This is a genomic window from Variovorax sp. 10L421 (genome assembly GCF_056395365.1).
The window spans coordinates 23,749-41,948 of sequence record NZ_JBFTJJ010000002.1 but is presented as its reverse complement, the minus strand read 5'-3'; the positions used below and the strand labels follow the sequence as shown (position 1 = coordinate 41,948).

Genomic DNA, 18,200 nt, shown 5'->3' with positions numbered 1-18,200 from the left:
GAGTATTTGAGATGACCATTGCAGACATCCGCAGTGCGACCGACGCGAAGATGAATCAGTCGCTCGCCGCATTCCAGAACAACCTCACCAAGATCCGAACGGGTCGCGCCAATTCGGCGCTGCTCGACTCGATCCACGTCGAGTACTACGGCTCGCAGGTGCCGCTGAGCCAGGTGGCCAACGTGTCGGTGCTCGACTCGCGCACCATCAGCGTCCAGCCCTGGGAAAAGGGCATGGGCGCCAAGATCGAGAAGGCCATCCGCGAAAGCGACCTGGGCCTGAATCCCGCCTCGATGGGCGACCTGATCCGCGTGCCGCTGCCCGCCATGAGCGAAGAGCGCCGCAAGGAAATGACCAAGCTGGTCCGCAACGAAGGCGAAACCGCCAAGATCGCCACGCGCAACCTGCGCCGTGACGCGAACGAGTCGGTCAAGAAGCTGGTCAAGGACAAGCTGGCCTCCGAAGACGACCAGAAGCGTGCCGAAGCCGAGATCCAGAAGGTTACCGACCGCCACATCGCGGAAATCGACCGCCTGGTCGCGGCCAAGGAAGCGGAGATCATGGCCGTTTGAGGCTCGCCATGGCCTCGTCAGCGCCGCGCATTCCCCACCACGTTGCCATCGTCATGGACGGCAACGGCCGTTGGGCGACGCGACGTTTCCTGCCTCGCGTCGCGGGGCACAAACAGGGCGTCGAAGCGCTGCGGCGCTGTGTCAAGGCCTGCGCCGATCGCGGCGTGGGCGTGCTCACGGTGTTTGCGTTCTCCTCCGAGAACTGGAATCGGCCCGTCGAGGAAGTCTCCGGGCTTATGGAGCTGATGGTCGGGGCGCTCGCCCGCGAGGTGCCCAAGCTCAGCAGCGACGGTGTGCGGCTGCATTTCGTCGGCGAGCGGGGCGGCCTGTCACCGAAGATGGTGAAGGGCCTGGTCGACGCCGAGGTTGCCACGGCACACAACACGCGCATGGTGCTCAACGTCTGCTTCAACTACGGCGGCCGCTGGGACATCGCGCAGGCCGCCGCCAGGTTGGTGGCGCAGGGCGAAGCGATCACCGAGATCAGCCTCGACCGCGCCATGGCCCTGGCCCACGTGCCCGACCCTGACCTGTTCATCCGAACGGGCGGCGAGCAGCGGTTGTCCAATTTCCTGCTCTGGCAGAGTGCCTACACCGAGCTCTTCTTCAGCGACAAGCTGTGGCCCGAATTCGACGAGGCCGCGCTGGACGAGGCGATTGCCGCGTTCCAAGGCCGCGAGCGCCGCTTCGGCCAGACCTCGGCACAGGTTTCGACGGCTGCGGGCTGAAGACCTCACAACCTCACGCATGCTCAAACAACGCATCCTCACGGCGATCGTGCTGCTCGCGTTCCTGCTGCCGGCGCTGTTCTACCGAAACTACATCCCTTTTGCCTGCGTCATGCTGGTCTTGATCGGCGCGGCCGCTTGGGAGTGGGGGCGCCTGAACGGATACGGCCAGCGGCTGTCGGTATTCCTCGGCTTCGAGATGGTGGTGCTGTGTGCGCTGTCCTGGTGGCTGGGGTTGCTGGAGCGGCCGCTGGTGCTGGTGTGGACCCTGGCCAGCGCAGCCTGGGTGCTGGGCGGTGCGGCCCTGCTGCGCGTGGCGGTGCCGGGCTGGCCCCGCATTCCGCGTGGGCTGCGGCTGGTCGGCGGCCTGCTTGCGCTCTGGGTGGCGTGGCTTGCCGCGGTGCAGGCGCGCATGATCGGCATCAACTTCCTGCTGTCGATCCTGGTGCTGGTATGGGTGGCCGACGTGTTCGCCTATTTCGCCGGCCGTGCCTTCGGCCTCAGGTTCACGCGCAACAAGCTCGCGCCCGCGATCAGTCCCGGCAAGAGCTGGGAAGGTGTCTGGGGCGGCATGATCGGCGTGGTGGTACTGGCCTTTGCCTGGGCCTGGGCCGACAAGGCAACCGGCGCCGCCGTGGCCAGCCTCTACACCCGTCTCAACGAGCGTGGCTGGTGGCTCCTGCTGCTCGCCGCGTTGTTCCTCTCGGCCATGAGCGTCGTGGGCGACCTCGTCGAATCTCTCATCAAGCGCAGTGCCGGCGCCAAGGACAGCAGCCGGCTGTTGCCCGGCCACGGTGGTGTTCTCGACCGCGTGGATGCCCTCTTGCCGGCGCTTCCCATTGCCATGATGCTGGCTTTCCTGTGAACTCACTCAGAAGACAACGCGTCACGGTGCTCGGCTCGACCGGCTCGGTCGGCGTGAGCGCGCTCGACGTCATTTCGCGCCACCCCGAGCGCTTTGAGGTGTTCGCGCTTTCGGCTGCCACCAAGGTCGACGAGTTGCTGGCGCAGTGCGCCCAGTTCTTGCCGCGGTTCGCGGTGATGGCCAGCGCGCCGCATGCCGCGATGCTGGCTGAAAAGCTGAAGCAGAACAGCCTGAAGACAGTTGTCCTGATGGGTGACGATGCTCTCGAAACGATAGCGTCCCACGACGAAACGGATGCCGTCATGGCCGCCATCGTCGGTGCCGCAGGCCTGGGCCCGTGCCTGGCCGCCGCGCGCGCCGGCAAGCGCCTGCTGCTGGCCAACAAGGAGGCGCTGGTCGTCGGCGGCGAGCTCTTCATGCGTACCGTGCGCGAGGGCGGCGCCACGCTGCTGCCTATCGACAGCGAGCATTCGGCCATCTTCCAGTCGCTGCCCGAGGACCCATCCACCTGGGCACGGCGCATCGACAAGATCATCCTGACCGCCTCGGGCGGTCCGTTCCGTACGCGTGCTCCGGAAACCCTGGGCACGGTAACGCCCGAGCAGGCCTGTGCCCATCCGAACTGGGTCATGGGCCGCAAGATTTCGGTCGACTCGGCCACCATGATGAACAAGGCGCTCGAGGTGATCGAGGCGCGTCACCTGTTCGGCGTCTCGCCCGAGCAGATCGAGGTCGTCATCCATCCGCAGAGCGTGGTGCACTCGATGGTGCAGTTCACCGATGCATCGGTCATCGCACAGCTCGGTACGCCCGACATGCGGGTGCCGATCGCGGTGGGCCTGGCCTGGCCCGAACGCATAGAGAGCGGCGCCGCGCGGCTCGACTTCCGCCAGATGGCTTCGCTGACCTTCGATGCACCCGATGCGGCGCTCTTTCCAGGGCTGGGCCTGGCATGGCACGCACTGCGGGCCGCACCGGGCACGACGGCGGTGCTCAACGCTGCCAACGAGGTTGCGGTGGAAGCTTTCCTGAGCCGCCGCCTTCGGTTCGATTGCATTCATGCGGTCAACATGGAAACTTTGGAAGCAGTCTCTCCCTCCAAGCCGGCATCGCTGGCCGACCTGCTGGCGATCGATGCCAGCGCCCGTGCGGCGGCCAATGCCGCTGCGCTGCGCTTCGCAGCCTGACGTACCCCCTCAAGAGACCAAGGATCCCGATGCTGCTCACAGTCATAGCCTTCGTGGTCGCGCTCGGTGTCCTGATCGCGGTGCACGAATACGGGCACTACCGCGTGGCCGTTGCCTGTGGCGTCAAGGTCGAGCGCTTCTCCGTCGGATTCGGCAAGGCGCTGTTTCGCTGGCAACCGAAGCGCCAGCATCCGGGACAGCAGACCGAATTCGTCATCGGCGCCTTTCCATTGGGCGGCTACGTCAAGATGCTCGACGAGCGCGAAGGGCCGGTTGCGCCCGAAGAGCGTCATCGCGCCTTCAACACCCAGCCGCTGCGTTCGCGAGCGGCCATCGTTGCGGCGGGGCCTATTGCCAATCTGCTGCTGGCCGTCGTGCTTTACACCGCGGTCAACTGGATCGGCGTGCAGGAGCCGGTCGCCAGGCTTGCGCGGCCGGTGGCGGCTTCTCTGGCCGAGGCAGCGGGCCTGCGCGGTGGCGAACAGATCACCCGGGCGGGCTTCGATGGAGACCTTTCACCGGTGCAGTCCTTCGAGGACCTGCGCTGGCGCATGACGCGCGGCGCGCTGGATGGACACGACCTGACGCTCGAAGTGGCGGGCGAGGGCGGGCGGCCGGCGCGGCAACTGGTGCTGCCGCTGAGCCGCATGGAGGCCAAGGACGCTGATCCTCAAATGTTCCGCAAGATCGGCGTGCTGGCACCTCTGACCAGGCCCGAGATCGGTGAAGTCATGGCAGGTGGCGCGGCCGAGAGTGCCGGTCTTCGCAACGGCGACGTGGTGCGTGCCATCGGCGGCACGGCCATCGTCGACGGGCAGCAGCTGCGTGAAGCGATCCGGGCGTCGGTCGATGGCGGCGAGCCGCGCACGCAGGCCTGGCAGGTCGAGCGCGGTGGCAGGTCGCTCACGATCGACGTGAAACCCGAGGTGCGGGAAGAGGGCGGCAACAAGGTCGGTCGCATCGGCGCGTACGTCGGTGCGCCGCCCGAAATGGTGACGGTGCGCCAGGGGCCGATCGACGGTGTCTGGCGCGGCGTAGTGCGCACCTGGGAGGTCTCCGCGCTGACTGTGCGCATGATGGGCAAGATGGTCATCGGCGAGGTTTCGCTCAAGAACCTGAGCGGTCCGCTCACGATCGCCGACTACGCGGGCAAGTCCGCAAGCCTCGGCTTCACTCAGTATCTGATCTTCCTGGCGCTCATCAGCGTGAGCCTCGGGGTCCTCAATCTCATGCCGCTGCCGGTCCTCGATGGTGGACACCTGATGTATTATCTTTGGGAGGGCCTGACCGGCAAGAGCGTCTCCGACGCCTGGATGGAACGGCTTCAGCGCGGGGGTGTGGCCCTGCTGCTGGTCATGATGTCGGTCGCACTCTTCAACGACGTCACGCGGCTCTTTGGTTAACTTTCAGCCGGCCCTTTCCGTGCCGGTTCAATTCACAGATGAACAAAAACTTCAGTCGCTTTCGCCTGCGTAGCGTTGCCGCGGTGGTCGCCAGTGCGCTCGCCGCCACGGCAGCTTGGGCCGTCGAGCCTTTCACGGTGCGCGACATTCGCGTCGAAGGCCTGCAACGCGTCGAAGCCGGCACGATCTTCGCATCGCTGCCGCTGCGCGTGGGCGATACCTACAGCGACGAGCGCGGCTCAGCCGCCATTCGTGCGCTGTTCGATCTGGGGTTGTTCAAGGATGTGCGCATCGACGTGAACGGCAACGTGCTGGTGGTGATCGTCGAAGAGCGGCCGACCATTGCAGACGTCGATTTCGTTGGTGCGAAGGAGTTCGACAAGGCGGCTCTGCAGAAGGCGCTGCGCGAAGTCGGCCTGGCCGATGGCCGTCCCTACGACAAGGCGCTGGCCGACCGTGCCGAGCAGGAACTCAAGCGCCAGTACGTGAGCAAGAGCCTCTACAACGCGCAGGTCGTGACCACCGTCACGCCCATCGAGCGCAACCGCGTCAACCTGACCTTCACCGTGACCGAAGGCGATTCGGCCCGCATCCGCGAAGTGCACGTGGTGGGCAACAAGGCCTTCAGCGAATCGACGCTGCTGAGCCTGTTCGACCAGGACAGCGGCGGCTTCATGAGCTGGTACACCAAGTCGAACCAGTACTCGCGCGCCAAGCTCAACGCCGACCTCGAAACCCTGCGCTCGTACTACATCACGCGCGGCTATCTGGAGTTCCGCATCGACTCGACCCAGGTTGCCATCTCGCCGGACCGCAAGGACCTGACGGTGACCGTGAACATCACCGAAGGCGAGAAGTTCGTGGTGTCGAGCGTCAAGCTCGACGGCAACTACCTCGGCCGCGACGAGGAATTCAAGTCGCTCATTACCATCAAGCCGGGCGAGCCCTACAACGGCGAGCAGGTCACCGAGACCACCAAGGCCTTCAACGACTATTTCGGCACCTTCGGCTACGCGTTCGCACGCGTGCAGGCGCGCCCCGAGATCGACCGTGTCAACAACCGGGTCGCGCTCACGCTGCAGGCCGAACCTTCGCGCCGCGTGTACGTGCGGCGCGTGTCGGTGGGCGGCAACAACAAGACCCGCGACGAAGTCATTCGCCGCGAGTTCCGCCAGTACGAGGCCTCCTGGTACGACGGCGACAAGATCAAGCTCTCGCGCGACCGCGTGGACCGCCTGGGGTTCTTCACCGAGGTGAATGTCGATACGCAGGAAGTGCCCGGCTCGCCTGATCAGGTGGACCTGACAGTCAACGTGGCCGAAAAGCCCACCGGCAGCCTGCAGCTCGGCGCCGGCTACTCGAGCGCCGAGAAGGTCGCACTGACCTTCGGTATTTCGCAGGAAAACGTGTTCGGCTCGGGCAACTTCCTGGGCGTGCAGGTCAACACCAGCAAGTACAACCGCACGTTGTCGCTGACGACGACCGACCCGTACTTCACGCCTGACGGCATCTCGCGCACGATCAGCGTGTATCACACGACGACACGGCCGTATTCGACGACCATCGACGGCGACTACAAGCTGGTCAACCAGGGCGCTTCCATCCGCTTTGGCGTTCCGTTCAGCGAGGTCGATACGGTCTTCTTCGGCATCGGCCTGGAGCGGTATGCGTTCGATCCGAACAAGACGACGGCACTCGCGGGCTTGACCACGCCGCGTTCTTACCTCGACTACTTCCAGTGCCATCTCAACACGAGCCCTGTGAGCAACGGCCCGCTGCTGCCGCCGACACCGGCCGGCTGGCTCGTTACGGGCTGCTCGCAGGACAGCGTCTGGGGCGTGCCGCTGAGCGTAGGCTGGGGCCGGGACAACCGCGACAGCGCGCTGATTCCGACCACCGGGCGGCTGCAGCGTGCCAACCTCGAACTGGGGGTGGCGGGCGACATGAAGTACGTCAAGACGAACTACCAGTACCAGCAGTTCTTCGCGATCAACAAGCAGTACACCTTCTCGATCAACGGCGAAGTCGGCTATGCCAAGGCGCTGGGCGGCAAGGTCTATCCGATCTTCAAGAACTTCTACGCGGGTGGTCTCGGCTCCATTCGCGGCTTCGAGCAAAACTCGCTGGGTCCACGCGACGTGCCGCTGTTGGGCCAGAGCGAAGGTGCTGCTTTGGGCGGCACCAAGAAGGCCATCTTCAACGCGGAGCTGAGCACGCCGTTCCCGGGGGCCGGCAACGACCGCACGCTGCGCCTGTACGGCTTCTTCGACGTCGGCAATGTGTTCGGCTCGCGTGCCGCCGGACTGACCGACGAGCAATGGAAGGCCGAGAAGAAGCTGCGCGCTTCCGTCGGCCTGGGCATCAGCTGGATCTCGCCGCTGGGCCCGCTGCGCCTCGCCTACGCCTTCCCCATCAAGTCCCAGAAGGAAGTAGGGGTCCCGCTGACGCCCGGCTACATCCCGAAGGATAGAATTCAGCGCCTCCAATTCCAGATCGGAACGTCTTTCTAAATGAAGCATTTGATTCGCGCCGCGGCAGGCGTGTTGTTGATTCCCGCTCTCGCGTTCGCTGCGGTGCCCGCCCAGGCGCAGGAAACCTTTCGCATCGGTTTCGTGAACCCGGACCGCGTGCTGCGCGAGGCGCAGCCGGCCAAGACTGCCCAGGCAAAACTCGAAGCCGAATTCCTGAAGCGCGAGAAGGATCTGACTTCGCAGGGAGACGCCCTGAAAGCGGCCTCGGAGAAGTTCGAGCGCGAGGCACCCACCCTGTCGGAAAGCCAGCGGGCAGCGCGTCAGCGCGGGCTGGTTGACCAGGACCGCGACTTTCAGCGCAAGCGGCGCGAGTTCCAGGAAGACCTGAACTCGCGCAAGAATGAAGAGCTCCAGCAGGTCTACGAGCGCGCCAACCGCGTGGTGAAGCAGGTGGCCGAGGCCGAGAAGTACGACGCCATCCTGCAGGAGGCGATCTACATCAATCCGAAGCACGACATCACCGACAAGGTGATCAAGGCGCTGAACGCGTCGGTCAGCTCTTCTGCGCCTGCGGCCGGCAAGTAGCGCCGGGAGCCGGCGTGTCACTGCAGCTCGGAGCCATCGTTGACGCCCTTGGGGGCGAACTTCATGGCGATGCGGCGCTGTCCATCGAGCGGTTGGCGCCGCTGCAGAATGCGCAGCCCGATGCGCTCAGTTTCCYGAGCCATCCCAAATACCAGCAGGAATTGGCGGCTTCGAAGGCCGCTTGCGTGATCGTGTCGCCGGCCATGCGCGAGGCGGCTGCGGCGCGTGGCGCTTTCATCCTCACGCCGGATCCGTACTTCTACTTTGCCCGCCTGACACAGCTCTGGAAGGCGCACCACGCGCGTCCGGAAGCCGATCGCATCCATCCCAGCGCAGTGATCCATGCTGAGGCGCAAGTCGATGCCACTGCGCGCATCGGCGCGCTGTGCGTGGTGGAGCGGGGCGCGCGCATCGGTGCGGGCACTGTGCTGAAGTCCCGGGTGACGGTCAGCGAAGACTGCACCATCGGCGAGCGCTGCCTGCTGCACCCGGGCGTGGTCATCGGTGCCGACGGCTTCGGCCTGGCGCCGCACGAGGGGCGCTGGATCAAGATCGAACAGTTGGGTGCGGTGCGCATCGGCAACGACGTCGAGATCGGCGCCAACACCTGCATCGACCGCGGCGCGCTCGACGACACAGTGATCGACGACGGCGTGAAGCTCGACAACCTGATCCAGATCGGCCACAACGTGCGCGTCGGCAAGAACACCGCCATGGCGGGCTGTGTCGGCGTGGCTGGCAGCGCCACCATCGGTGCCAACTGCACCTTCGGCGGCGGCGCCATCGTGCTGGGCCATCTGACGGTGGCCGACGGCGTCCACGTGTCCGCCGCAACCGTGGTTACCCGTTCGATCCACAAGGCCGGCCAATACACCGGCATGTTTCCCATCGATGACAATGCGAGCTGGGAAAAGAATGCGGCAACGCTCAAGCAGTTGCACAGCCTGCGCGAACGACTGAAGGCGCTGGAGAAGGCTCCCTCGAAAAAATGACGACGATGCAGGAACAGAAAATCATGACAAAGCCAGCGATAGCGCTCGATATCCATCAAATCCTCAAGCTGCTGCCCCACCGCTACCCGTTCCTGCTGGTGGACCGCGTACTGGACATGGAAAAGGGCAAGCGCATCACGGCGCTGAAGAACGTGACGATGAACGAGCCGTTCTTCAACGGCCACTTCCCGCACCGTCCGGTGATGCCGGGCGTGCTGATGCTCGAAGCCATGGCCCAGGCCGCGGCCCTGCTGTCGTTCCACTCGCTCGACATCGTGCCGGACGACAACACCGTCTACTACTTTGCCGCCATCGACGGCGCACGCTTCAAGCGGCCCGTGGAGCCCGGTGACCAGTTGACGCTCGAAGTCGAGATCGAGCGCATGAAGGCCGGCATTTCCAAGTTTAAGGGCCGGGCCCTGGTGGGCAGCGAACTCGCCTGCGAGGCGACGCTGATGTGCGCCATGCGCCAGATCAACTGATCCGGCCGCAGTCGTTTCCACAAGGCATGACCCAGGTTCATTCGACCGCACTCGTCGACCCCCAGGCCGAACTCCACGCCTCGGTGTCGGTCGGTCCCTATACCGTGATCGGTCCGCACGTGCGGGTGGGCGCGGGCACTACCATCGGCGCGCATTGCGTGATCGAGGGGCGCACGACCATCGGGCGCGACAACAGGATCTTCCAGTTCTCGTCGCTCGGCGCCATTCCCCAGGACAAGAAGTACGCGGGCGAACCGACCGAGCTCGTTATCGGCGACCGCAACGTCATTCGCGAGTTCTGCACGTTCAATCTCGGCGTGCCGGGGGCGGGCGGCGTGACGCGCGTGGGCGACGACAACTGGATCATGGCGTACACGCACATCGCGCATGACTGCCAGGTCGACAACCACACCACGCTGTCCAACAACACCACGCTGGCCGGCCACGTTCACCTCGCAGACTGGGTGACGGTCGGCGGGCTCACCGGCATTCACCAGTTCGTCTCGGTGGGGGCGCATGCCATGCTCGGCTTCGCAAGCGCGGTGTCGCAGGACGTGCCGCCTTTCATGCTGGTCGACGGCAATCCGCTGGCAGTGCGCGGCTTCAACATCGTCGGCCTGCGGCGGCGCGACTTCTCTGCCCAGCGGCTTGCAGCGGTGAAGCAGATGCATCGCCTGCTATACCGTCAGGGCAAGACGCTCGAAGAAGCGCGCCTGGGCATTGCCGCGCTCGCGACGGAAATGCCGGAAGCTGCAGGTGACGTCGCGCTGATGGAGTCCTTCCTCGCCAACTCGACGCGCGGCATCGCGCGCTGACGTGACCGCGATGCAGAAGGACGGACAGCGACGCTTCGCGCTGGTCGCGGGCGAAGCCTCCGGCGATCTGCTCGCGGGTTTGCTGCTCGATGGCCTCCAGGCCCGTTGGCCGGATCTCCAGACCGTCGGCATCGGCGGCCCCCGCATGCTGGCCCACGGCTTCCAGAGCTGGTGGCCGCAGGAAAAGCTCGCGGTGCGCGGCTACGTCGAGGTGCTGCGGCACTATGCCGAGATCGCCGGCATCCGCCGCCAGCTGAAGACCCGTTTGCTGAGCGAACGGCCCGAGCTGTTCATCGGCGTCGATGCGCCCGATTTCAATCTCGATCTCGAAGCCGGGCTGCGCAGCCAGGGCATCAAGACCGTGCATTTCATCTGCCCTTCGATCTGGGCCTGGCGGCCGAAGCGCATCGAGAAGGTCCGGGCTGCAGCCGACCATGTGCTGTGCATCTTCCCGTTCGAGCCCGAACTGCTCGAAAAGCAGGGTGTTGCCGCGAGCTACGTGGGGCATCCGATTGCCAACGTGATCCCGATGACACCCGACCGCGCCGCGGCCCGCGCCGCGATCGGGTTGGCGTCCGAGGCTCAGGTCGTCGCCTTGTTGCCGGGCAGCCGCCGCTCCGAGATACGCTACCTGGCGGACCGATTCTTCGCCGCCGCCGCGCTGATGCAGAAGGCCCGGGCGGCGCTCCAGTTCGTGGCGCCCATCCTTCCGGGGCTGCGCTCCGAGGTCGAGGCCTTGCTCCAGGCCAGCGGCATGACGGGCCGGGTGAAGCTGCTCGATGGCCAGTCGCACACCGCACTGGCCGCCTGCGACGCCACGCTGATCGCCAGCGGCACCGCCACGCTCGAGGCGGCGCTGTTCAAGCGGCCGATGGTCATCGCATACAACATGAACGCGCTCTCGTGGCGCCTGATGCAGCGCAAGCAGTTGCAGCCGTGGGTCGGCTTGCCCAACATCCTGTGCCGCGAGTTCGTGGTGCCCGAACTGCTGCAGGAAGCCGCCACGCCCGAGGCGCTGGCCCAGGCCACGCTCGCCTGGCTCGACGAGCCCGAAAAGACGCGGGCCCTGCAACAAAGATTTTCCGAGCTGCACGTGCAATTGCAGCGCGATACGCCGACACTTTGCGCCGATGCGATCCAGAAAGTTCTTGAAAGCTGAGCAAGCCCGTTTGGTGTGGGACGCGCCGGGCCTGCTCGCAGGCGTGGACGAGGCCGGTCGCGGCCCGCTGGCGGGCCCCGTGGTGGCCGCGGCGGTGATCCTCGACGACACCCGGCCGATCCGCGGACTGGCCGATTCCAAGACCCTCACACCTTTGCAGCGCGAGCGCCTGCACGACCAGATCCTGGCCAAGGCCCTTTGCTGCTCCATCGCCCAGGCGAGCGTCGAGGAAATCGATATGCACAACATCCTGCAGGCCACGATGCTTGCGATGCGGCGCGCGGTCGAGGGCTTGCGCCTGAAGCCGGCCAAGGTGCTGGTCGACGGCAACCGCCTGCCGACGCTGGACGTGCTGGCCGAAGCCGTGGTCAAGGGCGATGCGCTGGTCAAGGCGATTTCGGCTGCGTCCATCCTGGCCAAGGTCCATCGCGACCGTCTCTGCGAGCAATTGCACGTCGAATTTCCGAATTACGGCTTTGCCGGCCACAAGGGCTACGGCACGCCGGAGCACCTGGAAGCGCTGCAGCGCCACGGCGCCTGTGTGCATCACCGCAGGTCGTTCAGCCCGGTTGCCGCCGCGCTGGCTCGGACGGCAGCGGGTACCGCGCAGGTCGTCGAGACTGAGTCTGCCGCGCCCACGGTGTTCGCGGCAACGGTCGAGACCGTGCACCTCGACCTGCGCGCTGCGCCCTGACTCTCATGACCACCGATCCCGGCGCGAGCCTCATCAGTTCGCGCGACAACCCGCTCCTCAAGGACCTGCGCAAACTGGCCCAGGACCCGGGCGCCTATCGCAAGCTGCGCCGCATCTGGCTCGAAGGTGACCATCTGTGCCGGGCGGCGCTGGCGCGCGGCGTGAAGCCGGCGATTGCGGTGTTTTCGGAGTCTTTCTGGCCTACAGCCCCTGCCGAATGGGCAAGTAGCGCTATTAAAACCGTAGTAGTCAGCGACGATCTGCTGCGCGGCGCCAGCGGCCTGGAGTCGCCTGCGCCGATGGGCTTCGTGCTCGACCTGCCAGCGCGGCCGGAGCTGATCCCCGATGCGCCCAGCGTGGTGCTCGACCGTCTGCAGGACGCCGGCAACGCCGGCTCCATCCTTCGCAGCGCGGCCGCTTTCGGCTTCACCCAGGTGATCGCGCTCAAGGGTACGGCGGCCCTGTGGGCGCCGAAGGTGCTGCGTGCAGGCATGGGTGCGCATTTTGGCCTGCGGCTGATCGAAGGCGTGGACGCCGACGTGCTCGACGGCCTGAAAGTGCCGTTGGTGGCGACCAGTTCGCACCACGGCGAGTGGCTTCACAAGGCCGAGCTGCCGCATCCCTGCGCCTGGCTGATGGGCCATGAAGGGCAGGGCGTGTCGCCCGCGCTCGAGGCGCGCGCCACGCACCATATCCGCATCGCCCAGCCAGGCGGCGAGGAGTCGCTCAACGTCGCGGCAGCTGCCGCGATCTGCTTGCATGCGAGCGGAGCAGCCCTGCAGGCCAAATAACACACCCAGTCCGGGCTACAATCGGGGGCTTACTCGCAAATCAGCGTCGCCCGGCCGCCTTTAACGCCAAAATCCCCTGAAGCAGCAGTCCGCAGGCAACGCGCCTGGGGCTCCGGGCGACCGTAACCATCCGGAGAACCCAGTGCTTTTGTCTCTCAAGGGAAGTTTCCCGCCCGCCATCCTGGCGCTCGCAGACGGCACGGTCTTTCAAGGCAATTCGATCGGAGCCACCGGCTCCACGACCGGTGAAGTGGTGTTCAACACCGCCATGACCGGTTACCAGGAAATCCTCACCGACCCGAGCTACTGCCAGCAGATCGTGACCCTCACGTATCCGCACATTGGCAACTACGGCGTCAACGGTGAAGACATCGAAGCCGACAAGATCCATGCCGCGGGCCTGATCATCAAGGACCTGCCCCTCGTCGCCTCCAACTTCCGCAAGACCACCACGCTGACCGAGTACCTCGTGTCCGGCAACACGGTGGCCATTGCGAACATTGACACCCGCAAGCTCACGCGACACCTGCGCACCCACGGCGCGCAGAACGGCTGCATCCTGGGCCTGGCCGCGGGCGAGACCGTGACGCAGGCGCTGATCGACAAGGCCATCGCCGCAGCCAAGGCCGCGCCGAGCATGTCGGGCCTCGACCTCGCCAAGGTGGTGTCGGTCACGCAGACCTACGAATGGACTGAAACCGAGTGGAAGCTCGGCGCGGGCTACGGCGTGCAGATCACGCCGAAGTTCCACGTCGTCGCCTTCGACTACGGCGTCAAGAAGAACATCCTGCGCATGATCGCGCAGCGCGGCGCGCGCATCACCGTGGTGCCGGCACAGACGCCCGCGGCCGACGTGCTCAAGCTCAAGCCCGATGGCATCTTCCTGGCCAACGGCCCCGGTGACCCGGAGCCTTGCGACTACGCCATCAGCGCCGTCAAGGAACTGATCGAGACCGGCATCCCGACCTTCGGCATCTGCCTGGGCCACCAGATCATGGCGCTGGCCTCGGGCGCCAAGACCTTCAAGATGAAGTTCGGCCACCACGGCGCGAACCATCCGGTGAAGGACCTCGACAACGGCCGCGTGAGCATCACCAGCCAGAACCACGGCTTCGCGGTCGACGAGAAGTCGCTGCCGGCTACCCTGCGTCCCACCCACATCAGCCTGTTCGACAACACGCTGCAGGGCCTGGCGCGCACCGACAAGCCCGCGTTCTGCTTCCAGGGCCACCCTGAAGCCTCGCCCGGCCCGCACGATATCGGCTACCTGTTCGATCGCTTCACGGCACTCATGGAAAAGCACAAGACGGAGAGCAAGAATGCCTAAGCGCACAGATCTCAAATCGATCCTCATCATCGGCGCCGGCCCGATCATCATCGGCCAGGCCTGCGAGTTCGACTACTCCGGCGTGCAAGCCTGCAAGGCGCTGCGCGAAGAGGGCTACAAGGTCATCCTGATCAACAGCAACCCCGCGACGATCATGACCGACCCGGCCACGGCCGACGTCACCTACATCGAGCCGATCACCTGGCAGACCGTCGAGAAAATCATCGCCAAGGAGCGCCCCGACGCGATCCTGCCGACCATGGGCGGCCAGACCGCGCTGAACTGCGCGCTCGACCTCTGGCGCAACGGCGTGCTCGACAAGTACACGGGCGCGGCCACCAACAAGCCAGTCGAACTCATCGGCGCCACGCCCGAAGCCATCGACAAGGCCGAGGACCGTCTGAAGTTCAAGGACGCGATGACCAAGATCGGTCTCGGTTCGGCGCGCTCGGGCATCGCCCACACGATGGACGAAGCCTGGGCCGTGCAGAAGACGCTCGGTTTCCCGACCGTGATCCGCCCCAGCTTCACGCTCGGCGGCACGGGCGGCGGCATCGCCTACAACCCCGACRAATTCGAGACCATTTGCAAGCGCGGCATCGAAGCCTCGCCGACCAACGAGCTGCTGATCGAAGAATCGCTGCTCGGCTGGAAGGAGTACGAGATGGAAGTCGTGCGCGACAAGGCCGACAACTGCATCATCGTCTGCTCGATCGAGAATCTCGACCCCATGGGCGTGCACACCGGCGACTCGATCACCGTGGCACCGGCGCAGACGCTGTCCGACAAGGAATACCAGATCCTGCGCAACGCCTCGCTGGCCGTGCTGCGCGAGATCGGCGTCGACACCGGCGGTTCGAACGTGCAGTTCTCCATCAACCCGAAGGACGGCCGCATGGTCGTCATCGAGATGAACCCGCGCGTCTCGCGCTCCTCGGCGCTGGCCTCCAAGGCCACGGGCTTCCCGATCGCCAAGGTCGCGGCCAAGCTGGCCGTGGGCTACACGCTCGACGAGCTGCGCAACGAAATTACCGGCGGCGCCACGCCCGCGTCGTTCGAGCCCTCGATCGACTACGTGGTCACCAAGATCCCGCGTTTCGCGTTCGAGAAATTCCCGCAGGCCGACTCGCGCCTGACGACGCAGATGAAGTCGGTGGGCGAGGTGATGGCCATGGGCCGCACTTTCCAGGAGTCGTTCCAGAAGGCCCTGCGCGGCCTCGAAGTGGGCGTCGACGGCCTGAACGAGAAGACGCAGGACCGCGAAGTGCTCGAAAAGGAACTGGGCGAGCCCGGTCCCGAGCGCATCTGGTACGTGGGCGATGCCTTCGCCATGGGCCTGAGCGTCGATGAGGTGTTCGCGCTGACCAAGATCGACCCGTGGTTCCTGGTGCAGATCGAAGAGATCGTGAAGATCGAACTCGAGCTGGAAACCAAGTCGCTCGACCAGATCGACAAGGACACGCTGCTCGCGCTGAAGAAGAAGGGCTTCTCCGACCGCCGCCTGGCCAAGCAGCTCAAGACCACCGACACGGCCATCCGCGAGAAGCGCCGTGCCCTGGGCGTGCGCCCGGTCTACAAGCGCGTGGACACCTGCGCGGCCGAGTTCGCGACCAACACGGCCTACATGTACTCGACCTACGAGGACGAGTGCGAAGCCGATCCGACCGACAAGAAGAAAATCATGGTGCTCGGCGGCGGTCCCAACCGCATCGGCCAGGGCATCGAGTTCGATTACTGCTGCGTGCACGCTGCGCTCGCCATGCGCGAGGACGGCTACGAGACCATCATGGTCAACTGCAACCCGGAGACCGTGTCGACCGACTACGACACGTCCGACCGGCTGTACTTCGAGCCGCTGACGCTCGAAGACGTGCTCGAGATCGTCGACCGCGAAAAGCCGCTCGGCGTGATCGTGCAGTACGGCGGCCAGACGCCGCTGAAGCTCGCGCTCGACCTCGAAGCCAACGGCGTGCCGATCATCGGCACCTCGCCCGACATGATCGACGCGGCCGAAGATCGCGAGCGCTTCCAGAAGCTGTTGCATGAACTGGGCCTGCGCCAGCCGCCGAACGCCACGGCGCGCACCGAACCCGAGGCGCTCGAAAAGGCTGCGGCGCTGGGCTACCCGCTGGTGGTGCGCCCGAGCTACGTGCTCGGCGGCCGCGCGATGGAAATCGTGCACGAGCAGCGCGACCTCGAGCGCTACATGCGCGAAGCGGTCAAGGTCAGCAACGACTCGCCGGTGCTGCTCGACCGCTTCCTGAACGACGCTGTCGAGTGCGATGTCGACTGCATCCGCGACGCCGAAGGCGCCACGCTGATCGGTGGCGTGATGGAGCACATCGAACAGGCCGGTGTGCATTCGGGCGACTCTGCCTGTTCGCTGCCGCCCTATAGCCTGAGCGCAGAAACCATCGCTGAACTGAAGCGCCAGAGCGCCGCGATGGCCAAGGCTCTGAACGTGGTCGGCCTGATGAACGTGCAGTTCGCGATCCAGCAGAAAGACGGCAAGGACGTCATCTACGTACTGGAAGTGAACCCGCGCGCTTCTCGCACCGTGCCCTACGTGAGCAAGGCCACCGGCATCCAGCTCGCCAAGGTGGCGGCACGCTGCATGGCCGGCCAGTCGCTCAAGTCGCAGGGAGTGACGAAGGAAGTCACGCCGCCGTATTTCAGCGTGAAGGAAGCCGTGTTCCCGTTCGTCAAGTTCCCGGGCGTGGACACCATCCTCGGCCCCGAAATGAAGTCGACCGGCGAAGTGATGGGTGTGGGCAAGACCTTCGGCGAAGCCTTCGTGAAGTCGCAGCTCGGCGCGGGCACACACCTGCCGAAGTCGGGCAAGGTCTTCATCTCGGTGAAGAACAACGACAAGGCGCGTGCCGTGGAAGTGGCGCGCGGACTCGTCAAGCTGGGCTTCGAGATCATCGCCACCAAGGGCACGGCTGCCGCCATCGGCGCCGCCGGCATCGAATGTGCGACGGTGAACAAGGTGACCGAAGGCCGCCCGCACATCGTGGACATGATCAAGAACAACGAGATTGCGCTGGTCATCAACACGGTGGAAGAGCGCCGCAATGCGATCACCGATTCGCGGCAAATCCGCACTTCGGCGCTGCTGGCGCGCGTGACCACGTTCACCACGATCTTCGGCGCCGAAGCCGCGGTGGAAGGCATGGGCTTCATGGACGAGCTGGGCGTGATCTCGGTGCAGGAGATGCACGCGCAGCTGGCTGCCGCCTGAGCGCCGTCATGGAAACGCAGCTCGTCGAACTGGGCCTGAGCGACTGGAACGCGGCCACGCCGAACGAGGCGTGGATCGCGGAGCTGGAAGCGGGCAAGGTGCTGTATTTCCCGCGCCTGAGCTTCGAGCTGCTGCCCGAAGAGCGCAGCCTGCTCACGCCGAGCCTGCTGTCGCCGGATGTGCGCAACATCAGCCTCGATGCCAATGGCAAGCTCAAGGGCGCTGTCGGCGACGAGGCGGTGCAGCGCAAGGCCGCGGCGATGGTGGGGCGCTTCCGGGCGCAGGCCACGCAGCTCATTCATGGGCTGCTGCCGCATTACACGCCAGCCTTGCGGCTGGCGCCCACGAGCTACCGGCCGGCGCAGGTCGAGACGCGCGTGCAGTCGTGGCGCGCGGACGATCGGCGTTTGCACGTCGATGCGTTCCCGTCGCGTCCCAACTACGGCGAGCGCATCCTGCGTGTGTTCACCAATGTCAATCCTGAAGGCGCACCGCGCGTGTGGCGGGTGGGCGAGCCTTTCGAGAACATCGCGAAGCGCTTCCTGCCGCGCGCCAAGCCGTATGTGCGCTGGCAAGCCAGGCTGCTGCAGGCGCTGCACGTGACCAAGTCGTTCCGCAGCGAGTACGACCACCTGATGCTGCAGCTGCACGACGGCATGAAATCGGACATGGCGTACCAGGAAAACTCGCCGCAGGAAAAGGCCGAGTTCCCGCCGGGCTCGGTGTGGGTGTGCTTCTCCGACCAGACCTCGCACGCCGTGATGGCGGGCCAGTACATGCTCGAGCAGACCCTTCATCTGGCCGCTTCGAAGCAATACAATCCCGGCTCGAGCCCGCTCGCCATCCTGAGCCGGCTGACCGGACGCAATCTCGTCTGACCTGTCCCCC

At 65.5% G+C, this 18,200-nt stretch carries 16 protein-coding genes; all 16 read left to right on the top strand.

Going from position 1 to position 18,200, the window contains the following annotated elements:
* Positions 1–11 precede the first annotated feature (11 nt).
* The 16 genes from frr to AC1DFC_RS04125 all read left to right on the top strand — a co-directional run bounded on the left by frr (position 12) and on the right by AC1DFC_RS04125 (position 18,190).
* Complete coding sequence (gene frr / locus AC1DFC_RS04200; RefSeq protein ID WP_007836991.1) at positions 12–572, top strand: ribosome recycling factor; 561 nt, start codon at positions 12–14, stop codon at positions 570–572.
* A gap of 8 nt (positions 573–580) precedes the next feature.
* The gene (uppS, locus tag AC1DFC_RS04195; RefSeq protein ID WP_478178703.1) at positions 581–1,300 is read left to right on the top strand and encodes a polyprenyl diphosphate synthase; all 720 of its coding nucleotides are present in this window, start codon (positions 581–583) and stop codon (positions 1,298–1,300) included.
* Positions 1,301–1,319: 19 nt separating this feature from the next.
* A complete protein-coding gene (locus tag AC1DFC_RS04190; protein ID WP_478178702.1) occupies positions 1,320–2,165 on the top strand; it encodes a phosphatidate cytidylyltransferase in 846 nt (281 codons plus the stop codon).
* Positions 2,162–3,352: a 1-deoxy-D-xylulose-5-phosphate reductoisomerase gene (gene ispC, locus AC1DFC_RS04185; protein ID WP_478178701.1), complete on the top strand. Its 1,191-nt coding sequence runs from the start codon at positions 2,162–2,164 to the stop codon at positions 3,350–3,352. The genes AC1DFC_RS04190 and ispC overlap by 4 nt, the downstream gene beginning before the upstream one ends.
* 29 nt (positions 3,353–3,381) lie before the next feature.
* Complete coding sequence (gene rseP, locus AC1DFC_RS04180) at positions 3,382–4,755, top strand: RIP metalloprotease RseP (RefSeq protein WP_478178700.1); 1,374 nt, start codon at positions 3,382–3,384, stop codon at positions 4,753–4,755.
* A gap of 38 nt (positions 4,756–4,793) precedes the next feature.
* Entirely contained in the window at positions 4,794–7,265 is a 2,472-nt protein-coding gene (gene bamA, locus AC1DFC_RS04175; RefSeq protein ID WP_007836984.1) for an outer membrane protein assembly factor BamA, read from the top strand.
* Positions 7,266–7,811, top strand: coding sequence for an OmpH/Skp family outer membrane protein (locus AC1DFC_RS04170; protein WP_007836983.1), 546 nt, complete (start codon positions 7,266–7,268; stop codon positions 7,809–7,811).
* Positions 7,812–7,825: 14 nt separating this feature from the next.
* Complete coding sequence (gene lpxD, locus AC1DFC_RS04165) at positions 7,826–8,803, top strand: UDP-3-O-(3-hydroxymyristoyl)glucosamine N-acyltransferase (RefSeq protein WP_478178699.1); 978 nt, start codon at positions 7,826–7,828, stop codon at positions 8,801–8,803.
* Between the two features lie 23 nt (positions 8,804–8,826).
* Positions 8,827–9,285, top strand: a complete 459-nt coding sequence (gene fabZ / locus AC1DFC_RS04160) for a 3-hydroxyacyl-ACP dehydratase FabZ (RefSeq protein ID WP_007836981.1) — start codon at positions 8,827–8,829, stop codon at positions 9,283–9,285.
* A gap of 26 nt (positions 9,286–9,311) precedes the next feature.
* Positions 9,312–10,100 (top strand): acyl-ACP--UDP-N-acetylglucosamine O-acyltransferase, encoded by a 789-nt coding sequence (gene lpxA / locus AC1DFC_RS04155; protein ID WP_007836980.1) that lies wholly within the window; start codon positions 9,312–9,314, stop codon positions 10,098–10,100.
* A gap of 10 nt (positions 10,101–10,110) precedes the next feature.
* Complete coding sequence (lpxB, locus tag AC1DFC_RS04150; protein ID WP_478178698.1) at positions 10,111–11,259, top strand: lipid-A-disaccharide synthase; 1,149 nt, start codon at positions 10,111–10,113, stop codon at positions 11,257–11,259.
* A complete protein-coding gene (rnhB, locus tag AC1DFC_RS04145) occupies positions 11,231–11,953 on the top strand; it encodes a ribonuclease HII (RefSeq protein WP_478178697.1) in 723 nt (240 codons plus the stop codon). The genes lpxB and rnhB overlap by 29 nt, the downstream gene beginning before the upstream one ends.
* Positions 11,954–11,958: 5 nt before the next feature.
* Complete coding sequence (locus tag AC1DFC_RS04140; protein WP_007836977.1) at positions 11,959–12,744, top strand: TrmH family RNA methyltransferase; 786 nt, start codon at positions 11,959–11,961, stop codon at positions 12,742–12,744.
* A gap of 142 nt (positions 12,745–12,886) precedes the next feature.
* Positions 12,887–14,071: a glutamine-hydrolyzing carbamoyl-phosphate synthase small subunit gene (gene carA, locus AC1DFC_RS04135; protein WP_007836976.1), complete on the top strand. Its 1,185-nt coding sequence runs from the start codon at positions 12,887–12,889 to the stop codon at positions 14,069–14,071.
* Positions 14,064–17,312 (top strand): carbamoyl-phosphate synthase large subunit, encoded by a 3,249-nt coding sequence (carB, locus tag AC1DFC_RS04130; RefSeq protein WP_478178696.1) that lies wholly within the window; start codon positions 14,064–14,066, stop codon positions 17,310–17,312. The genes carA and carB overlap by 8 nt, the downstream gene beginning before the upstream one ends.
* Before the next feature lie 8 nt (positions 17,313–17,320).
* Positions 17,321–18,190 (top strand): Kdo hydroxylase family protein, encoded by an 870-nt coding sequence (locus AC1DFC_RS04125; protein ID WP_478178695.1) that lies wholly within the window; start codon positions 17,321–17,323, stop codon positions 18,188–18,190.
* The last annotated feature ends 10 nt before the right edge of the window (positions 18,191–18,200 follow it).

Coding starts and splice junctions, on each gene's coding strand:
- uppS (WP_478178703.1), top strand. CDS start 581: ATGGCCTCGTCAGCGCCGCGCATTCCCCACCACGTTGCCATCGTCATG.
- AC1DFC_RS04125 (WP_478178695.1), top strand. CDS start 17,321: ATGGAAACGCAGCTCGTCGAACTGGGCCTGAGCGACTGGAACGCGGCC.
- lpxA (WP_007836980.1), top strand. CDS start 9,312: ATGACCCAGGTTCATTCGACCGCACTCGTCGACCCCCAGGCCGAACTC.
- fabZ (WP_007836981.1), top strand. CDS start 8,827: ATGACAAAGCCAGCGATAGCGCTCGATATCCATCAAATCCTCAAGCTG.
- frr (WP_007836991.1), top strand. CDS start 12: ATGACCATTGCAGACATCCGCAGTGCGACCGACGCGAAGATGAATCAG.
- rnhB (WP_478178697.1), top strand. CDS start 11,231: ATGCGATCCAGAAAGTTCTTGAAAGCTGAGCAAGCCCGTTTGGTGTGG.
- AC1DFC_RS04190 (WP_478178702.1), top strand. CDS start 1,320: ATGCTCAAACAACGCATCCTCACGGCGATCGTGCTGCTCGCGTTCCTG.
- AC1DFC_RS04140 (WP_007836977.1), top strand. CDS start 11,959: ATGACCACCGATCCCGGCGCGAGCCTCATCAGTTCGCGCGACAACCCG.
- rseP (WP_478178700.1), top strand. CDS start 3,382: ATGCTGCTCACAGTCATAGCCTTCGTGGTCGCGCTCGGTGTCCTGATC.
- lpxB (WP_478178698.1), top strand. CDS start 10,111: ATGCAGAAGGACGGACAGCGACGCTTCGCGCTGGTCGCGGGCGAAGCC.
- bamA (WP_007836984.1), top strand. CDS start 4,794: ATGAACAAAAACTTCAGTCGCTTTCGCCTGCGTAGCGTTGCCGCGGTG.
- AC1DFC_RS04170 (WP_007836983.1), top strand. CDS start 7,266: ATGAAGCATTTGATTCGCGCCGCGGCAGGCGTGTTGTTGATTCCCGCT.